We start from the raw sequence: 16,365 nt of genomic DNA on the forward strand, positions 1-16,365 counted from the left end.
GCGCTATGATAACGCGCCTGTCGTCAGGATGCGCCCGACGTTGAGGTCGCAGGCCGCTCAGGCGCCCGGCAGCTGGGGCGGCAGCCGATGAAAGGCGCCGAAGATCAGCAGGCTCAGACGATCGAGCCAGGGATGGCGGCGCAGGCGCAGGGCACGACGGCTGGCGAAGACTTCACCCAGGTGCAGCAGCAGCAGGGCCAGGGCGACCAGGGCGAGCAATTGGGGGAACGGGCGAGCGAGAGGCAGGGCGACAGCGGCGGCTGCGGCGAGCCAGAACAGCAGGAGGAGGACTTTGCCGGTGAGGGACAGGGTTTTCATGGATTCCAGCAGGAGGACGAGATGGATCGGACCATAACGCCTGGAGCCGGAAAAAGTAAAGGCGGCGGACCTAGGTCCGCCGCCGATGCATCACTCGCGGTCGATCTGGATTTCGACGCGGCGGTTGGTGGCACGGCCTTCAGCGGTCTCGTTGGTGGCGATCGGCTGACGCTCGCCCATGCCTTTCACGGAGACGATGCTGGCTGCCGGCACACCGGCCTGGACCAGGTAGTTGCTGACCGACTTGGCGCGACGCTCGGACAGACGCTGGTTGTAGGCGTCGGTACCCTTGCTGTCGGTATGGCCGGTGATCGACAGACGAGTGCTGGCGGCTTCGCCACGCAGACGACCGGCGATACCGTCGAGCTGAGCACGATCCTGCGGACTGACTTCGGCGGAATCGAAGGCGAAGTGCAGATCACGCGCGGTGATCACTTCCTGCTTCGGCAGCGGTGCCGGCGCGGGAGCCGGTGCGGGCGCCGGAGCCGGGGCCGGAGCGGGCTCCATGCGGGCGACCTGCTCGTTGCCCTTGCCGTGCACCCAGCAATAGGCGCCAGCGGTGGTACCTATGCCCAGGGCCGCCATGCCGGCGACGTTACCGCTCTGGGTAGCGCCGGCCGCACCGCCGACCAGGGCGCCGACCGCAGCGCACACCGGCCAATCGGATTTCTGTACGCCGCCCGCGCAACCGGCCAGCACGGTGCTTGCCAGGATGAGGGGTAAAGCTGTCCTTGCGATGCTCTTGCTCATGAAGGGTCTCCTATAGACCAGGTACCGCGAGTTAGGCTCGTCTTTCGTTGTAGTGCGCTGTCAGACTAATGGTGGCGTACACATCTTGACAACGCTGGTTGCTTAGTCAATCGCGATTTGATTAGGGTTCCCTTAATGGCAAACATATTCTCGTCCCGTACCCCGCAACAGGCTCTGGCAAGCCTGCTCGACCATCATCGCCCGGCACGTCTGCTCTGCGTCGCGCGTGAGCCGCTACCGGCGCTGCAGGCCTATGCCGAGGCCCATCCCCACTGCCAGCTGGTGCAGGCCGCGGTCCCCCTGGACGAGCCGAGCCTACTGGCCGAACGCTACGATCTGGTGATCCTCGCCGATTGCCTGGAACATCTGCCGCTGCGAACGGGCCGCGAATTGCTCGGCGGCCTGCGCAACCTCAACACCTCGCGGCTGGCCGTGCTGGTGGACCTGGCCGCCAGCGAATGGCAGCTGACGGATTTCTACGCCCTGGCCCTGCAGGCCAGCGAGCGCTTCGCCCGGGACGGCCAGGTAGTCACCCTGTTCAGCTATGATCTGCACGACTACAAGCAGGTCCCGGACTGGCTCAATGCCCGGTTCTGGGCCAATCCGCAGAATTTCGGCAAGTACTGGTGGTGAGATGCATTCCATGGCCCCCTGCCCCTGTGGCTCGGACCTGTCGCTTGGCGACTGTTGCGGCGCCTTTCATGCCGGCACTCCGGCGCCCGATGCCGAGCGCCTGATGCGTTCGCGTTACAGCGCCTATGCGCTGGGACTGATCGACTACCTGGTGGCCACCACGGCCCCCGCGCAGCAGGCACTGCTGGACAGGGAAGCGCTGACGGCCTGGAGTCTGGGCAGTCGCTGGCAGGGTCTGCAGGTGCTGGAGCATCGCCCCGAGCCCGGCGATCCTGACCATGCGCGCGTCAGCTTCGTGGCGCGCTGGGAGGATGGGCGCGGCGCCCATCGCCATGAAGAGCGCTCGGGTTTCGTCCAACGTGAAGGCCGCTGGTACTTTCTCGATCCGACCGCCAGACCCCTGCCAGGCCGCAACGACGCCTGCCTGTGCGGCAGCGGCGCCAAGTTCAAGAAGTGCTGCGCCGGCTTCCTGTAGCGCTGACCGCGCCTATTCCCTGACCAGCGTCAGGTGATCGGTATCCGGGACCGCCACGGGCAGTGGCTCGGAGGCCGGGCCCAGGTCGCTGCCCATAGGCGCCAGACTCAGGTGCGACAGATCGACCCGCGACGGTGCTACCGGTGCGGCCTCGTCCTGGAGATCGGCGCCCACCGGAGCCAGGCCGAAATCCGGTGCCTGGACATCGACGAAGGCCGCCATCACAGCATCCCGTGGCGCGACCGACAGCGACCCGCGCTCGGCGGCAGACGCGGCGGTAGGTGCGGTGGCGGCTGGCTCTTGGGTCTCGACGGGTGCCGCAGCCGGCTCGCCCGTCTCGGCCATGGGCGCCACCTCGACCCGCGCCCCGGCCTGGGCCAGGGTGGCGCGATAGCGCTCGGCGGTGGCGGCGTCGAGACGATTCTTGATGATCATGCGGCGACCGGAGAAGAGCACGGCGATGCGCTGTTCATCCGCCTGAAACAGCCGCATCAGATTCTGTCGGGTCTGCTGCGCATCGGCGCCAGCGACCAGCTCGCCCTGGAAGGCGATTTCATAGAGCACGGCGGACATGACGACCTCCTCGGTCACGGCAAGAGCTGCAGGATGCAACGTCGCGCCGGAGGGGTCCAGTCCGCACGGTCGCCTGGCCCAGGCGTTTTTTTGTTAGCCTGTGCCGAAGCGGCCCCGACTTGTGCAGCAATCGGTGCTTGTTAAACTGCGCAGAAAACGGGAGTGCCGCATGCTTCGCCAGGCCTTGTTCATCACCCTGCTCGGCGTCCTGCTGAGCAGCCTTGGCGGTTGTACCTACATCGGGCGCAACTATGAGGAGCCCCAGGTCGAACTGACCGGCGTGGAGCTGATCCGCGCACGGCTGTGGAGCCAGGACTTCGTGCTGCACTTCCGCGTCCAGAATCCCAACGACAGCACCCTGCCCGTGCGCAGCCTGGCCTATACCGTCTACCTGAACGATCTGCTGCTGTCCCAGGGCACCGCCAACCTGCATTCGTCGGTGCCGGCCAACGGTCAGCGCAGCTTCTCAGTGCCGGTGCAGACCAATCTATGGCGCTATGTGAAGGACGTCGGTCGCATGCTGGAAGACCCCAACCAGCCGATCAACTATCGGCTGCGCGGTCGGGTGAAGACCGGCTGGCTGTTCGGGCGCAGCGTCCATTTTTCTCGCCAGGGGCAGTTCGTGCCTGGCGCCTACATCCCGGAGTTATGAGATGAACCAACACGTCCACGGTCCCGATTGTAATCACGACCATGACCACGATCACGGCCATGCCCACCATGTGCACGGCCCGCACTGCAACCATGGCCCGGCCCAGGAGCCGGTGCGCAATCCGCTGAAGGAAGTGGGTCGCAACGATCCCTGCCCGTGCGGCAGCGAGAAGAAATTCAAGAAGTGCCACGGCGCCTGATCGCGCCTTGAGCGACGGGTGAGGCCCTGCCCTCACCCGCTCCGCGACCCTGGCGTGTTACCAGGGCTGTCCGCCGCGTTGCGACTCCAGCCGCCGGATGAATTCCTCCAGCACCAGGGCGTAGAGATCGTCCTTGAGCACCAGGTCCTCGACCCCGCAATCGATGTTGGGATTGTCGTTGACCTCGATCACCGCCAGCTTGTCGCCCGCCTGCTTGAGATCCACGCCATAGAGACCATCGCCGATCAGGTTGGCGGTGCGTACCGCCAGCTCGACCACCGCATGGGGCGCGTCCTGCACTGCCAGGGTACGGAAATCGCCACTGACCTCGGTGGCGCTGGCGCTGTGGTCGTAGATCTGCCAGTGCCCCTTGGACATGAAGTACTGGCAGGCGAAGATCGGCTCCTGGTTCAGCACGCCGATGCGCCAGTCGTATTCGGTGTAGAAGAACTCCTGGGCCAGCAGCAGCACCGAGCGTTCGAACAGTTCGGCGCTGGCCTTGCGCAGCTGCGCCGCGTCCTCGACCTTGATGACGCCGCGGGAAAAGGAGCCGTCGGGGATCTTCAGCACCAGCGGAAAGCCCAGGCGCTCGCCGAGGTCTTCGAGTTGACCGGGATTGTCCTTATAGAGGATCTCGGTCGCCGGCATGTCCAGCTTGTGGGCGCGCAGCAGGTCGGCCAGATAGACCTTGTTGGTGCATCTCAGGATGGAACGTGGATCGTCCATCACCACCAGGCCCTCGCTTTCGGCCTTCTTGGCGAAGCGATAGGTGTGGTGGTCGATGACGGTGGTCTCGCGGATGAACAGGGCGTCGAATTCACCCAGCCGTGCGTAATCCTTCTTTTCGATCAGCTCCACGTCCAGCCCCAGGTGCTTGCCGACGCGCACAAAATTCTTCAGCGCCTTGGCATCTGACGGCGGAAAGGCTTCCTTGGGGTCGTGCAGGATGGCCAGGTCGAAACGGTATTTTTCGCGCCGCCCCGGCTTGAGCCAGACGCGGCGACTGAAGCCGTCGAGGGCGTTGGCGAATTGATCTTCCTGCTGTTCGTGCAACTTGTGGATGCTGCCCAGCTTGAGGCCGCCGATGTGCCAGCCGGCGCGATCGCGGCGGAATTCCACCAGCAGCAGTGGACAGGGAAAGGCCTCGAACACCTGGCGCGCCAGATCCTGCAGGGGCGCGATGTCGGTGTTGCCGAAATAGAGCGTGAGGGTGAAGCCGTCGGCGCTGCCATAGGGATGGCCGGCCAGTGCCTTGGTCAGCAGCTTGTCCAGGTCCTCCAGCGCCAGGCCATAGAGCGACTTGCGCGCCAGTTCGCTGATGGTACGCACCGAGGGGATGACCTTGTGCCCCCGGGCTTCGGCGAGCAGCGAGCAGTAGTAGCCGTGGCCGAGGTACTTCTGGCTGCGGCAGAGGTTGATCACCTGCACGCGTTTGCCATTGTCCTGTTCGTTGGATTGTTCCAGGTATTCCTGGGCGGTGATGACGTCTTCGCTGGGATAGTAGGACGACCAGTCTTCCTTGCGTTCCACGACGATATACAGCTTGCTCACTGGACCTCCTGGTTGCGGGGCGTGGTCCCGGCGGAAACCCGGATGCCGCCGGACCACTCCAACTGTTGTAACGCGGGTGCTATTAACCGTTGCTTAACCATGCCAGGCTGCCCGCTCTGCTCCAGGAGAATCCTTCGCGATGAGTTTCACACTCAGGCCCGCCGGGCTGGATGATCTGGCGGCGCTGGTCGATCTGGAAGCGCGCTGCTTCAGCTATGACCGCCTTTCCCGGCGCAATTTCCACTACATGCTCACCCGGGCGAACGCCGTGCTGATCCTGGCGGAAAACGACCGCCAGGTGGCGGGCTACGCCCTGGTGCTGTTCCACCAGAACACCTCGCTGGCGCGGCTCTATTCCATCGCCGTCGACCCCGCGGCGCGCGGCCATCGCCTGGGCCAGCGGCTGCTGGAGGCTGCCGAAGCCGAGGCGGTGGAGCGCGATTGCGCCTACCTGCGCCTTGAGGTCCGGCCGGACAACGCCGCCGCCATCGCTCTCTATGAGCGCAACGGCTACCTGCCCTTCGCCACGGTGGAGGACTACTACGAGGACCATAGCCAGGCCCTGCGCTTCGAGAAGCGCATCCGCCAGCCGCGCGAAGGCCAGGCGCGCCCGGTGCCCTTCTATCGCCAGACCACCGATTTCACCTGCGGCCCGGCCAGCCTGCTGATGGCCATGGGCGCCCTGCAGCCTGGTCGCCCGCTGGAGCGCCGCGAGGAACTGCGGCTGTGGCGCGAAGCCACCACCATCTACATGACCGCCGGGCACGGCGGCTGCGGCCCCCATGGCCTGGCCCTGGCCGCGCTGCGCCGGGGCTTCAGGGTCACGCTGCAGGTCAATACCCGGGGCCCCCTGTTCCTCGACGGCGTACGCAGCGAAGAAAAGAAGGAGGTCATGCGCCTGGTGCACGAGGACTTCAGCGCCGAGATCAAGCAATCGCCCATCGAGCGCCTCTACCGGACGCGCCTGGACATCGCCCACTGGGTCAACCAGGGCGCCTTTCCGCTGGTGCTGATCAGCTCCTTCCGGCTGACCAAGGCCAAGGGGCCGCACTGGGTGCTGGTCACCGACTGCGACGAGGACTTCGTCTACCTGCACGATCCCGACGTCGACCACAGCCAGCATCGCCGCGAACTGGACTGCCAGCACATCCCCGTGTCCCACGCCGAGTTCGACAAGATGAGTCGCTTCGGCCGCGGCAAGCTGCGCGCGGCGGTGATCCTGCGCACAGGCTGAACCCTGAGGCTTGTCTGAAAAGTCGCCGAGCGAAGATGAGGCAAGGCAAAAATCGGCGAGGAAGCGGAGTTTACGAGTGGTAAATGAGCATTCCGAGCTGATTCTTAACGCGGCATCATCGATGCGCAGGCACTTTTCGGACAAAGCCTAGGTTGCGCAGGATGTCCAACAGGGCCAGGATCAAGGCCAACAAGAATCACGGGGCGGTCGATGAGTCAGTCCTTGCGCAAGCGCAATCCCTCCTACGAATTGATGGAGGACCTGAGCGGTCACTCGGTGATCTATCGGGAGCATGGCTTTCCCTGCCCGCTGGTGCGCTGGCATTTCCACAAGGAATACGAGCTGCACCTGATCGTGGCCAGTTCGGGGACCGCCTTCATCGGCGACTACATCGGCAACTTCTATCCGGGCAGCCTTTTCCTTACCGGTCCGCATCTGCCGCACAACTGGATCAGCCGCGTCGCCGAGGGCGAGGTGGTGGCCAAGCGCGACATGCTGGTCAACTTCACCAACGAGACGGTGGACAACGCCACGTCGGTGTTTCCCGAACTCAGCGGCCTGGCGCCGCTGCTGGAGCGCGCCCGCTACGGCATCGAATTCCAGGATCCGCAGCTGATCGCCCGCGCCGAGGCGTTGCTGCAACAGATTTCGGAGAGCGGCGGCGCCACCCGCCTCGGCCACTTCCTGGTGCTGATGGAGGCACTGGCCACCTCGGAGCGCTATCAGCTGCTGTCGGGCAGCGTCGAGCCGGCCACGGCCAGCGAGCAGGCCGTGGATCGCACCAACCGGGCGCTGAATTTCATCTTCGATCACTACCAGCGTGATTTCACCCAGGAAGAAGTGGCCGAGCACCTGGGCATGACGCCCACCTATTTCTCGCGTTTCTTCCGCCAGGCCACCGGGCGCACCTTCGTCGAATTCGTCAACAGCCTGCGCATCAGCAAGGCCTGCGAGATGCTCTCCCACAGCAGCATGCCGGTCACCGACATCTGCTTCGAGGCCGGCTTCAACAACATCTCCAACTTCAATCGACGCTTCCACCAGCTCAAGGGCATGACCCCGCGCCAGTACCGCAGCCTGACGGTGCAGCGCCTGACCGAACAGAACGCCTGAGCGGCTTTCGTTGATCCGGTTTGTTGCCAGCGTGAGAGCCATTGAACAGACCTGGCGCAAAGTTCGGTTATGATCGAACTACCCATCCGTGCCGACCGAGGATAAAGCCACCATGAGCGAACCCTACACGCCCCCACGCGTCTGGACCCCCACCACCTCCGGCGGCAACTTCGCCAGCATCAATCGCCCCATCGCCGGGCCGACCCACGACAAGGAGCTGCCGGTCGGCGAGCATCCCTTCCAGCTGTATTCGCTAGGCACGCCCAACGGCATGAAGGTGACCATCCTGCTGGAAGAGCTGCTGGCGGCCGGACATGGCGACGCCGAATACGATGCCTGGCTGATCCGCATCAGCGAGGGCGAGCAATTTTCCAGCGGCTTCGTCGAGATCAATCCGAATTCCAAGATCCCGGCGCTGGTGGATCGTCGCGGCGCCGAGCCGCTGCGCGTCTTCGAGTCCGGCGCCATCCTGCTCTATCTCGCCGACAGCTTTGGCGCCTTCATCCCGAAGGATCACGCCGGTCGCACCGAGACCTTGAACTGGCTGTTCTGGCAGATGGGCTCGGCGCCCTTCCTCGGCGGCGGCTTCGGGCATTTCTATGCCTATGCGCCGGAAAAGCTCGAATACCCCATCAACCGCTACGCCATGGAAGCCAAGCGCCAACTCGATGTGCTCGACCGCCTGCTGGCCGATCGCAGCTACGTGACCGGCGAGGACTACGGCATCGCCGACATCGCCATCTGGAGCTGGTACGGCAACCTGGTGCTGGGCCAGCTGTACAACGCCGCGGAATTCCTCGCGGTGCAGGACTATACCCACGTGCAGCGCTGGGCCCAGGCCATCGCCGCACGGCCGGCGGTGCAGCGCGGTCGGCGGGTCAATCGCACCTGGGGCGAGCCGGGCGAGCAACTGGCCGAGCGGCATTCGGCGGCCGACCTGGATTGACGCGAGGTAGACGTCAGCGGAGCCGTTGGGTTCGCTGATCGCGGCCATGGGCCGCTATTACAGAGGCTTGATGTTTCCGTAGGAGCGGCCGCATCGGCGGACCGCCATGGCCGCGATAAAGACAGTTGCTGCTACGAAAGGGGCGACAGTTGATCCCGATTTTTTGCCAGGGTGATGGAGATGAGCGCCTGCTCGAAAAGCCCTCTCGCCACCAGGCCCAGTGGAAAAGGCTGCGCCGTTTTCCACGCTACTGCAGTGCTCGGCCGCAACCTATTTGCCACTGGCGCGGAACCTGATCGCGAGTGACCGGAGCTGAAGCCGCCATAGCCCTGCGCGGCCCCTGGCCAGCTCTAGATACCGAACCGGACCCAAAGCGCTCGCCAACTCCTGCGCGAGCGTCTGGACTACCCCATTAGCAGGCGCTGAGCGCCTTTCCATATTTCCTGCACATTTGCCCAGCAGCCTGACTTCCATCTCAGTCAGGTCTGGCAGGCATGAGCAGGAAAACCCGCATTCTCGTCGTCGTTGTCTTGGTCGGTGCCGCCGTGGCGCTGGGGCTGGTGCTGCACGGGCGTTCGACCAATGCCGGCAGCGCTGCGCATGGCAGCCAGGGTGGCCGGGCCTGGGGCGCGGCCGCGGGACAGGGCCAGGCGATCACCGTGGCAGTGGGCCAGGCCGGGCATGCGGATGTGCCGGTCACCCTCACCGCCCTGGGCACCGTGGTGGCCAACGCCAGCGTCACGGTGACCACCCGGGTGGCCGGTCAGCTGGAGCAGGTATTCTTCACCGAAGGTCAGCGGGTGAAGAAGGGCCAGCTCCTGGCGCAGATCGATCCGCGGCCCTACCAGGCCACCCTGGATCAGTATCGCGGTGACCTGGTGCAGAACCAAGCGCAACTCAAGAGTGCCCAGCTGACCCTGGAACGCTATCGCCGGCTGGTGGCCAAGGATTCCCTGGCCAAACAGGAGCTGGACACCCAGGTCGCCACTGTGGGCCAGTACCAGGGCGCGGTGCAGGCGGACCAGGCGCAGATCGCCGCCGCCCAGTTGAATCTGCAGTACGCCCGCATCATGGCGCCGCTGGAAGGCTATGTCGGCCTGCGCCTGGTGGACCCGGGCAACTACCTCGCGGCCGGCGACACCACCGGCCTCGTCAGTATCACCCAGACCGATCCCATCGCCGTGACCTTCAGCCTGCCCCAGGCGACGCTTGCCAGCCTGCTGCCCAAGGTCCGCCAGGGCCAGGCGCTGCCGGTCACCGCGCTTGGCCAGCTGGACGGTACGACGCTGGCCGATGGCGCGTTGAAGTTCATCAGCAACGAGATCGACACCAGCACCGGCAGCCTCAAGCTCAAGGCAGTGTTCGCCAACCCGGAAGAGAAGCTCTACCCCAACCAGTTCGTCAACGTGCGCCTGCAGACCGACACCCTGAAGAACGCCGTGGTGGTCCCCGCCGCCGCGGTGCAGCTGGGCAGCGACGGCAGCTTCGTCTATGTGGTGGGCGCCGATGACAGGGTGCAAAGACGCAGCGTGACCGCCGGGCCGGCACTGGGCGAGCGGCTGGCCATCACCCAGGGACTCGCGGGCGATGAGCGGGTGGTCATTCGCGGCATCGACCACCTGCGCGACGGCGCCCAGGTCCGCGTGGAAGGCGCGCCGGCGGCGGATGCCCGCCGATGAATCCGTCACGGCTGTTCATCCAGCGACCGGTGGCCACGGTGCTGCTGATGGTGGCGGTGCTGTTCGCCGGCCTGCTCGGCTATCGCCTGCTGCCCATCTCGGCGCTGCCGGAGGTGGACTATCCCATCATCCAGGTGACCACCCTCTACCCCGGCGCCAGCGCCAAGGTGCTGGCCACCGCAGTGACGGCGCCGCTGGAACGCCAGCTGGGACAGATGGCCGGCCTGGCGCAGCAGTACTCCACCAGCTCGGCCGGCGCCTCGGTCATTACCCTGAAGTTCGACCTCAGCCTGTCGCTGGACGTCGCCGAGCAGGAGGTGCAGGCCGCGATCAACGCCGCCAACAGCTATCTGCCGGACGACCTGCCCAATCCGCCCACCTACAAGAAGGTCAATCCCGCCGACGCCCCGGTGCTGACCCTGGCCGCCATTTCCGACAGCCTGCCACTGACCCGGGTGCAGGACCTGGTCAACACCCGCCTGGCGCTGAAGCTGTCGCAGATCTCCGGGGTCGGCCTGGTGAGCCTGGCCGGCGGCCAGCAGCCAGCGGTGCGCATCGATATCGACCCCAAGGCCCTGGCCGCCTACGGCCTGACCCTGGAAGACGTCTACACGGTGGTCAATGCCGCCAACGTCAACGGCTCCAAGGGCGGCTTCGACGGCCCCGACCACTCCATCACCATCGACGCCAACGACCAGTTGCGCAGCGCCGCCGAGTACGGCGAGCTGGTGCTCAGCTACGCGCACGGCGCCGCCCTGCACCTCGAGGACGTGGCCACGGTCGAGGAGGCACCGGAAAACGCCTATCTGCAGGCCACCGCCAACGGTCGTCCGGCCATCGTCATCAACATCCAGCGCCAACCGGGGGCGAACGTCATCGGCGTGGTCGACGCCATCCAGAAACAGTTGCCCAAGCTCCGGGCCGCCCTGCCCGACAATGTCCAGCTAACGGTGCTGGCCGATCGCACCCAGACCATCCGCGCCTCGCTTGCCGACGTGCAGTTCGAGTTGCTGCTGTCCATCGCCCTGGTGGTGATGGTGACCTTCCTCTTCCTGCGCAACCTCACCGCGACCCTGATTCCCAGCCTGGCGGTGCCGCTGTCGCTGGTGGGCACCTTCGGGATCATGTATCTCGCGGGCTTCTCGCTGAACAACCTGACGCTGATGGCCCTGACCATCGCCACCGGCTTCGTCATCGACGACGCCATCGTGGTGGTGGAAAACATCGCCCGCCATCTGGAAGAGGGCGAGCCGCCGCTGCAGGCGGCGCTGCGCGGTTCGCGGGAGATCGGCTTCACCATCATTTCGCTGACCTTCTCGCTGATCGCCGTGCTGATCCCGCTGCTGTTCATGGGCGACGTGGTGGGTCGGCTGTTCCGCGAATTCGCCATCACCCTGGCGGTGGCCATCCTGGTCTCCATGTTCGTCTCCCTGACGCTCACGCCGATGCTCTGCGGCCGGCTGCTGCAGCACGTGCCGCCGGAGCGCCAGAGCCGCTTCGCGCGCTGGGGCGAGCGGCAATTCGAACGCCTGGTAGCGGGTTACGACCGCACCCTGAGCGTGGTGCTGGACCATCAGCGGCTGACCCTGCTGGTGGCCGTGGCCACCGTGGCGCTGACCGCCCTGCTCTATGTGCTGGTGCCCAAGGGCTTCTTTCCCGGCGAAGACACCGGACTGATCGTCGGTTTCACCCGCGCCTCCCAGGATGTCTCCTTCGACGCCATGGCCCGCCGCCAGCAGGCGCTGGTCGAGCAGGTGCTGGCCGATCCGGCGGTGGCGACGGTCACCTCGACCCTCGGCGTCGACGGCAGCAACGCCACCCTCAACCAGGGCCGCCTGCAGATCCAGCTCAAGCCCTTCGACGAGCGCAGCGAGCGGGCGCCGGCCATCATCCAGCGCCTCAAGCAGGGCGCCGCGGGCGTCGCCGGTATTCGCCTGGACCTGGTAGCCAACCAGGAGCTGACGGTGGACGACCAGCTCACGCCCAGCCAGTACCAGTTCACCCTGGACGATGCCGACGGCACCCGGCTGGCCGCCCTGCTGCCGCGGCTGATGCCGCGTCTACAGGCCCGGCCGGAATTGCGCGACGTGCTCGACAACCTGGAAGACCAGGGCCTCACCGCCCAGGTGGAGCTGGACCGCGCCGCCGCCGCCCGTTTCGGCATCACCGCCGCCGACGTGGACACCGCGCTCTACAACGCCTTCGGCCAACGGCTGATCTCCACCATCTTCACCCAGGCCAACCAGTACCGGGTGGTGCTGCAGGTGCCCGGTGCCTTCCGGGCGACGCCGGCGGCCTTCGGCGACATCTACCTGGCGCCGGCGACCACCGCCACGGCCAGTGGCACCAGCAGCAGTACGACAACGACCACCAGCACCCCCAAGGGCCTGGTACGCCTCACCGACATCGCCCGCATCGAGCAGCGCCCGGGCCCCCTGTCCCTGACGCGCCTGGGGCAATTCCCGGCGGTGACGCTGTCCTTCAACCTGGCCGACGGCTACTCCCTGGAGCAGGCGCAGCAGGCCATCGCCCAGAGCATGGCCGAGGCCCAGGCACCGAGTAGCGTCACCCTGAGGTACCAGGGCGCGGCCCAGGCCTTCCAGCAGGCGGCGGGCAATACCCTGTGGCTGATCCTGGCCGCGGTGGTGGTGATGTACATCGTGCTGGGGGTGCTCTACGAGAGCTTCATCCACCCGGTGACCATCCTCTCCACCCTGCCCTCGGCGGCCATCGGCGCCCTGCTGCTCCTGCTACTGACGGGCACCGAGTTCTCCCTGATCGCCCTGATCGGCGTGGTGCTGCTGATCGGCATCGTCAAGAAGAACGCCATCATGATGGTGGACTTCGCCCTGGAGGGACGCCAGCAGCTGCACCTGGCGCCGCGGGAGGCCATTCACCGCGCCTGCCTGCTGCGCCTGAGACCCATCCTGATGACCACCCTGGCCGCCCTGCTCGGCGCCCTGCCGCTGATGTTCGCCAGTGGCTCCGGCGCCGAACTGCGCCGGCCGCTGGGGCTGGTGATCGTCGGCGGGCTGCTGGTCAGCCAGGTGCTGACGCTCTACACCACGCCGGTGATCTACCTGGTCTTCGATAGACTCGGCGAACGACTGGGGCGGCGCTGGCAGCGGAGCGGCGGACGATGAATCCCATCCGCCTGTTCGTGCTCAAGCCGGTCGCCACCCTGTTGCTGAGTCTGGCGGTGCTGTTGCTCGGCCTGCTCGGCTACGCCCGCTTGCCGGTGGCGCCGCTGCCCAAGGTGGACTTCCCCACCATCGTGGTCACCGCCAGCCTGCCGGGCGCCAGCCCCGAGACCATGGCCGCCACCGTGGCCACGCCGCTGGAGCGCAGCCTCGGCCAGATCGCCGGAATCACCGAGCTGACCTCCAGTAGCAGCCAGGGCGCCACCACCCTGATCCTGCAATTCGACCTGTCGCGCAACATCGACGGCGCCGCCCGCGACGTCCAGGCCGGCATCAATGCCGCCCGTAGCCTGCTGCCCAGCGGCATGCCCAGCCTGCCCACCTATCGCAAGGCCAATCCCACGGAATCGCCGATCCTGATGCTGGCGCTGACCTCCAAGACGCGCAGCCCGGGCGAACTCTATGACCTGGCGTCGAGCATCCTGCAGCAGAAGATCGCCCAGGTGCAGGGCGTCGGCCAGGTATCGATCCGCGGCAGTTCGCTGCCGGCGATCCGCATCGACCTGCAGCCCCAGCAACTGGCCCATGCCGGCATCGCCCTGGACAGCGTGCGCGCGGCCATCGCCAACGCCACCACCCATGGCGCCAAGGGCGTGCTGCATGCCGAGGGCCAGACCTGGTCCATCGAGAGCAACGGCCAGCTGGAGCAGGCGGCGGACTATGCGCAGCTGATCGTCGGCTACCAGCAGGGCGCCGCGCTGCGGCTGAGCGACGTGGCGCGGGTCTACGCCACGGTCGAGGACGTCTACGTCAGCGGCTCGCTGAACGGCCAGCCCTCGGTGACCCTGGGCGTCACCCGCCAGGCCGGCGCCAACATGCTGCAGACCCTGGACGCCATCAAGGCCCAGCTGCCGGTCCTGCAGGCCCTGGTGCCGGGTGACGTGGACCTGGTGCCGGTGATCGACCGCTCCGCCAGCATCCGCGCCTCGCTGCACTCCACCGAGGAGACCCTGCTGGTGGCGATGCTGCTGGTGATCGCGGTGGTGTTCGTCTTCCTGCGCGACCTGCGGGCCACCCTGGTACCCGCCGTGGTCCTGCCGCTGTCGCTGATCGGCACCTGCGCGGTCATGTACCTGCTGGACTACAGCCTGGACAACCTGTCGCTGATGGCGCTGATCATCGCCACCGGCTTCGTGGTGGACGACGCCATCGTGGTGCTGGAGAACGTCACCCGCCACCGCGAGCTGGGTCGCGGTCCGCTGCGCGCAGCACTGATCGGCGGCCGCGAGGTGGCCTTCACCGTGCTGTCCATGACGCTGTCGCTGATCGCCGTGTTCATCCCGCTGCTGCTCATGGGTGGCATCGTCGGCCGGCTGTTCCGCGAATTCGCCGTGACCCTCAGCGTGGCCCTGGTCATCTCCATGCTGCTGTCGCTGACCCTCACCCCCATGCTCTGCGCGCGGGTACTGCGCGAGGGCTCACCCGAAGCACCGGTGCCGGCGCTCTATCGGTGGATCGAGCACGGCCTGGCGCGCCTGCAAGGCGGCTATCTGCACGGCCTGGACTGGGTGCTGCGGCACCCGCTGCTGACTCTTGCGAGCCTGGCGCTGACCGTGGGGCTCAACGTCTACCTCTATGTGGTGGTGCCCAAGGGCTTCTTTCCGGATCAGGACACCGGGGTGGTGCTCGGCGCCATTCGTGCCGACCAGAGCATCTCCTACCAGGCCCTGGCGCCCCATGTGAAGGAGATCGCCGCCCGCTTGCGCGACGATCCCGACGTGGCGGCGGTGATGGCCTCCACGGGCGGCGGCATGTTCGGCTCGCGCAACTCGGCGCAATTCTTCATCCGCCTCAAGGACTACAGCGAGCGCAAGGACAGCGCCCAGCGGATCGCCAATCGCCTCAGCCAGCTTGGCAGCCGCCATGCCGGCATCCAGCTGTTCCTCATGCCGGCCCAGGATCTGCGGGTCGGCGGGCGCAGCGCCAACGCCACCTATCAATTCAGCCTGCAGGCCGACGACCTCGACGAACTGCGCCGCTGGACACCCAAGGTGGAAGCCGCCTTCAAGACCCTGCCGGAACTCACCGGGGTGGATTCCGATGCGCAGAACGGTGGCCAGGAGGTGCGCCTGGAGATCGACCGCGCCGCGGCGAGTCGCCTGGGAGTGAGCGTCAAGGACCTCGACACCCTGCTGGACAACGCCTTCAGCCAGCGCCAGGTGGCCACCCTCTATCACACCCTCAACCAGTACCACGTGGTGCTGGGGCTGGCGCCGGCCTACACCCAGGACCCCGAGGTGCTCAAGCAGCTGTACGTGGTGACCGGCAGCGGTGCCCAGGTCCCACTGGCCGCCTTTGCCCGCTTCACCGGCGGCAACGCGCCCCTGGCAGTGGCGCACCAGGGCCAGATGGCCACCAGCACCCTGGCCTTCAACCTGGCCGACGGGGTCTCCCTGGAGCAGGCCCAGGCGGCGATCCAGGCGGCGCTGGTCAAGGTCGGCCTGCCGCGGGAGATCCAGTCCGGCTTCCAGGGCACCGCCCAGGCCTTCGCCACCCTGGTCGCGCAGATTCCCTGGCTGGTGGCCGCGGCCCTGGCGGCCATCTACCTGGTGCTGGGCATGCTCTACGAGAGCTACATCCATCCGCTGACCATTCTCTCCACCCTGCCCTCGGCCGGGGTCGGTGCCCTGTTGTTGCTGCTGGCGACCGGCACCCAGCTGACCCTCATCGCCCTGATCGGCATCCTGCTGCTGATCGGCATCGTCAAGAAGAACGCCATCCTGCTGGTGGACTTCGCCCTGGTCGCCGAGCGCGACCGCGGCCTCTCGCCCGAGGCCGCCATCCGCGAGGCCTGCCGGCTAAGATTCCGGCCGATCCTGATGACCACCCTGGCGGCCTTCTTCGGCGCCCTGCCGCTGGCGCTGGGCAGCGGCGGCGACGACGCCCTGCGCCAGCCCCTGGGGCTGGCCATCGCTGGCGGCCTGGCGCTGAGCCAGGTGCTGACCCTCTTCACCACCCCGGTGGTATTCCTCTGTCTCGACCGCCTGAGCCGCGCCAGCCGCCGGTTCTGGCGCCAGCATCTGCGCCGCGCCGCGGCCTGAA

General features: G+C 66.6%; 14 protein-coding genes. 10 read left to right on the forward strand and 4 right to left on the reverse strand.

What is annotated here, in order from left to right:
• Positions 1–57: 57 nt before the first annotated feature.
• On the reverse strand, positions 58–318 hold the full coding sequence (locus PVZ72_RS02880) for a DUF1145 domain-containing protein (protein ID WP_133859564.1): 261 nt from the start codon (positions 316–318) through the stop codon (positions 58–60).
• Positions 319–408: 90 nt separating this feature from the next.
• Positions 409–1,068 carry an OmpA family protein gene (locus PVZ72_RS02885; protein ID WP_187978869.1) on the reverse strand — a complete coding sequence of 220 codons (660 nt, stop codon included), beginning with the start codon at positions 1,066–1,068 and terminating at the stop codon, positions 409–411.
• Between the two features lie 135 nt (positions 1,069–1,203).
• Between PVZ72_RS02885 and PVZ72_RS02890 the strand changes: the two genes are divergently transcribed.
• Together PVZ72_RS02890 and PVZ72_RS02895 are read left to right on the forward strand one after the other, a co-directional pair.
• A complete protein-coding gene (locus PVZ72_RS02890) occupies positions 1,204–1,701 on the forward strand; it encodes a DUF6231 family protein (protein WP_187978868.1) in 498 nt (165 codons plus the stop codon).
• A gap of 1 nt (position 1,702) precedes the next feature.
• On the forward strand, positions 1,703–2,176 hold the full coding sequence (locus tag PVZ72_RS02895) for a YchJ family protein (protein ID WP_187978867.1): 474 nt from the start codon (positions 1,703–1,705) through the stop codon (positions 2,174–2,176).
• 12 nt (positions 2,177–2,188) lie between these two features.
• Here PVZ72_RS02895 and PVZ72_RS02900 read toward each other — a convergent pair whose 3' ends face one another.
• Positions 2,189–2,749, reverse strand: coding sequence for a hypothetical protein (locus PVZ72_RS02900; protein WP_273861166.1), 561 nt, complete (start codon positions 2,747–2,749; stop codon positions 2,189–2,191).
• Positions 2,750–2,918: 169 nt separating this feature from the next.
• Here PVZ72_RS02900 and PVZ72_RS02905 point away from each other — a divergent pair, with 169 nt between their 5' ends.
• Together PVZ72_RS02905 and PVZ72_RS02910 are read left to right on the forward strand one after the other, a co-directional pair.
• Positions 2,919–3,401: an LEA type 2 family protein gene (locus PVZ72_RS02905; protein WP_187978865.1), complete on the forward strand. Its 483-nt coding sequence runs from the start codon at positions 2,919–2,921 to the stop codon at positions 3,399–3,401.
• Position 3,402: 1 nt separating this feature from the next.
• Positions 3,403–3,600 carry an SEC-C metal-binding domain-containing protein gene (locus tag PVZ72_RS02910; RefSeq protein WP_007159125.1) on the forward strand — a complete coding sequence of 66 codons (198 nt, stop codon included), beginning with the start codon at positions 3,403–3,405 and terminating at the stop codon, positions 3,598–3,600.
• A gap of 57 nt (positions 3,601–3,657) precedes the next feature.
• On the opposite strand, the gene PVZ72_RS02915 is transcribed toward PVZ72_RS02910, so the two are convergent.
• Positions 3,658–5,151: a RimK family protein gene (locus tag PVZ72_RS02915; protein WP_273861167.1), complete on the reverse strand. Its 1,494-nt coding sequence runs from the start codon at positions 5,149–5,151 to the stop codon at positions 3,658–3,660.
• A 139-nt stretch (positions 5,152–5,290) separates the two neighbouring features.
• Here PVZ72_RS02915 and PVZ72_RS02920 point away from each other — a divergent pair, with 139 nt between their 5' ends.
• From PVZ72_RS02920 to PVZ72_RS02945, 6 genes are all read left to right on the forward strand, one after another.
• Complete coding sequence (locus PVZ72_RS02920; protein ID WP_263259060.1) at positions 5,291–6,385, forward strand: GNAT family N-acetyltransferase/peptidase C39 family protein; 1,095 nt, start codon at positions 5,291–5,293, stop codon at positions 6,383–6,385.
• A 210-nt stretch (positions 6,386–6,595) separates the two neighbouring features.
• Positions 6,596–7,498: an AraC family transcriptional regulator gene (locus tag PVZ72_RS02925; RefSeq protein ID WP_273861168.1), complete on the forward strand. Its 903-nt coding sequence runs from the start codon at positions 6,596–6,598 to the stop codon at positions 7,496–7,498.
• Positions 7,499–7,610: 112 nt separating this feature from the next.
• Positions 7,611–8,444: a glutathione-dependent disulfide-bond oxidoreductase gene (yghU, locus tag PVZ72_RS02930; protein WP_273861169.1), complete on the forward strand. Its 834-nt coding sequence runs from the start codon at positions 7,611–7,613 to the stop codon at positions 8,442–8,444.
• Between the two features lie 494 nt (positions 8,445–8,938).
• The gene (locus PVZ72_RS02935; RefSeq protein WP_273861170.1) at positions 8,939–10,123 is read left to right on the forward strand and encodes an efflux RND transporter periplasmic adaptor subunit; all 1,185 of its coding nucleotides are present in this window, start codon (positions 8,939–8,941) and stop codon (positions 10,121–10,123) included.
• Entirely contained in the window at positions 10,120–13,266 is a 3,147-nt protein-coding gene (locus PVZ72_RS02940) for an efflux RND transporter permease subunit (RefSeq protein WP_273861171.1), read from the forward strand. The genes PVZ72_RS02935 and PVZ72_RS02940 overlap by 4 nt, the downstream gene beginning before the upstream one ends.
• On the forward strand, positions 13,263–16,364 hold the full coding sequence (locus PVZ72_RS02945; protein ID WP_273861172.1) for an efflux RND transporter permease subunit: 3,102 nt from the start codon (positions 13,263–13,265) through the stop codon (positions 16,362–16,364). The genes PVZ72_RS02940 and PVZ72_RS02945 overlap by 4 nt, the downstream gene beginning before the upstream one ends.
• Position 16,365: the final 1 nt, after the last annotated feature.

The sequence above is a fragment of the Pseudomonas sp. LA5 genome, assembly GCF_028640825.1.
Lineage (GTDB): Bacteria > Pseudomonadota > Gammaproteobacteria > Pseudomonadales > Pseudomonadaceae > Chryseomonas > Chryseomonas aestiva.

Bases quoted from the DNA above. Each gene is read 5' to 3' on its own strand.
- PVZ72_RS02880 (WP_133859564.1), bottom strand. From the start codon at position 318: ATGAAAACCCTGTCCCTCACCGGCAAAGTCCTCCTCCTGCTGTTCTGG.
- PVZ72_RS02885 (WP_187978869.1), bottom strand. From the start codon at position 1,068: ATGAGCAAGAGCATCGCAAGGACAGCTTTACCCCTCATCCTGGCAAGC.
- PVZ72_RS02890 (WP_187978868.1), top strand. From the start codon at position 1,204: ATGGCAAACATATTCTCGTCCCGTACCCCGCAACAGGCTCTGGCAAGC.
- PVZ72_RS02895 (WP_187978867.1), top strand. From the start codon at position 1,703: ATGCATTCCATGGCCCCCTGCCCCTGTGGCTCGGACCTGTCGCTTGGC.
- PVZ72_RS02900 (WP_273861166.1), bottom strand. From the start codon at position 2,749: ATGTCCGCCGTGCTCTATGAAATCGCCTTCCAGGGCGAGCTGGTCGCT.
- PVZ72_RS02905 (WP_187978865.1), top strand. From the start codon at position 2,919: ATGCTTCGCCAGGCCTTGTTCATCACCCTGCTCGGCGTCCTGCTGAGC.
- PVZ72_RS02910 (WP_007159125.1), top strand. From the start codon at position 3,403: ATGAACCAACACGTCCACGGTCCCGATTGTAATCACGACCATGACCAC.
- PVZ72_RS02920 (WP_263259060.1), top strand. From the start codon at position 5,291: ATGAGTTTCACACTCAGGCCCGCCGGGCTGGATGATCTGGCGGCGCTG.
- PVZ72_RS02925 (WP_273861168.1), top strand. From the start codon at position 6,596: ATGAGTCAGTCCTTGCGCAAGCGCAATCCCTCCTACGAATTGATGGAG.
- yghU (WP_273861169.1), top strand. From the start codon at position 7,611: ATGAGCGAACCCTACACGCCCCCACGCGTCTGGACCCCCACCACCTCC.
- PVZ72_RS02935 (WP_273861170.1), top strand. From the start codon at position 8,939: ATGAGCAGGAAAACCCGCATTCTCGTCGTCGTTGTCTTGGTCGGTGCC.
- PVZ72_RS02940 (WP_273861171.1), top strand. From the start codon at position 10,120: ATGAATCCGTCACGGCTGTTCATCCAGCGACCGGTGGCCACGGTGCTG.
- PVZ72_RS02945 (WP_273861172.1), top strand. From the start codon at position 13,263: ATGAATCCCATCCGCCTGTTCGTGCTCAAGCCGGTCGCCACCCTGTTG.